This window comes from Texas Phoenix palm phytoplasma (assembly GCF_005774685.2).
Lineage (GTDB): Bacteria > Bacillota_I > Bacilli_A > Acholeplasmatales > Acholeplasmataceae > Phytoplasma.
On record NZ_VBRA02000013.1, the window covers coordinates 1 to 1,396 of the forward strand.

The 1,396-nt window shown below is 19.6% G+C and carries 1 protein-coding gene; it reads right to left on the minus strand.

The window, feature by feature from the left end:
• Positions 1-408: 408 nt before the first annotated feature.
• A complete protein-coding gene (locus tag FEF22_RS02035) occupies positions 409-1,248 on the minus strand; it encodes a YitT family protein (RefSeq protein WP_425329536.1) in 840 nt (279 codons plus the stop codon).
• Positions 1,249-1,396 lie beyond the last annotated feature (148 nt).

Here is a 1,396-nt window from a genome sequence, read left to right on the forward strand (position 1 = left end):
GTGGCTCAAAATAACATGAAAAACAAGCAGTTTTGTCAAATGAATCTAATATTAAAATTTGAATTTTATATTTCAAAAGAATTATCTATCAGCAGTTAATTCATATTTAATAGATATGTGCCCAATATTTAAATTTTTAATAAATTATTAAAACAGTTCAAACATATTTAAACTTCTTTGGTTTTTTGATAAAACATTAAAACAAGCATCAGCATTTTATGTTTATACACATTAAAATTAAATATAGCACAAAATTTTGAATGGGAGATGCTATAGTTAAAATTTTGATTTACAATATTTGTTTGTTTATTTCAAAATAACCGCCATCGGTATTATGTGTTTCATTTTTTGGATTTGTAAATTTATTATTATTTATTTTTATTTCTTTTCCAAAATTAGATTTTAAATTTAGTATAAATTTTGCAGCTTAAATATTTTTTGGTGGATTAACGCCCATACAAAATAATTCAGTTTATATATGTATAATTTTGGATTATTTAAATCAAATGATGCAAGTTTTTTTCCTTCTTTAATGATAGTGAAAAAAAGAGAAATCCAATTAATTTGTCTTGACCAAAAGCTTACAAAAGTAACCGAAAATATACCTATACAAAAATTTAATATAGTTAATAATAAAGAAATATCTTTTTTTTTATAAATTGATAAATATTTCGCTATAATATCTACTCCTCCTGTAGAACTTCCTATTTTTATACAATAACCACATATTAAACCATTTAATATTGCGCCTATTAGAACTCTCATTAAAGAAGGAAAAAAACTTGCATCATTTGATTTAAATAATCCAAAAAAATTATGCATATTGTATAAATAACCATTTGGATTATTTATTGTAAACGTTAATCCACTTAAAAAGAATATTAATAAAATACTATTTATTAAAGAATTTATACTAAATTTAAAATCTAATTTTGGAAAAGAAATAAAAATAAATAATAATAAATTTACAAATCCAAAAAATGAAGCCGCAAAAATACCATTAAATGATTTATTTTTAGTAAAATCAAATAAATCAATATAAATCAAAATTTTAGCTATAGCATCTCCCATTCCATGAATTCCTGTGCTGTATAACTGAATTTTATAATCTCCACTCATAAACATTACATCTGTTAATGTGTATAAAAAACATAAGAATGCTGATAAAAAAATTGTTTTAATGTTTTTTTTATCAAAAAGAGTAATTTTTAAAAGTTTTAAGTATGATTTTTTTGTAATTTTTTGAATTTCTTTATATTTAATGAATTTGATAAAAAATTTAAATATTGTTTTATATCTATTAAATATGAATTAACTGTATTTTTGATAAAGATAATTCTTTTGAAATATAAAATCTAAATTTTTTTAATATTAGATTCATTTATTTTAAAACTTT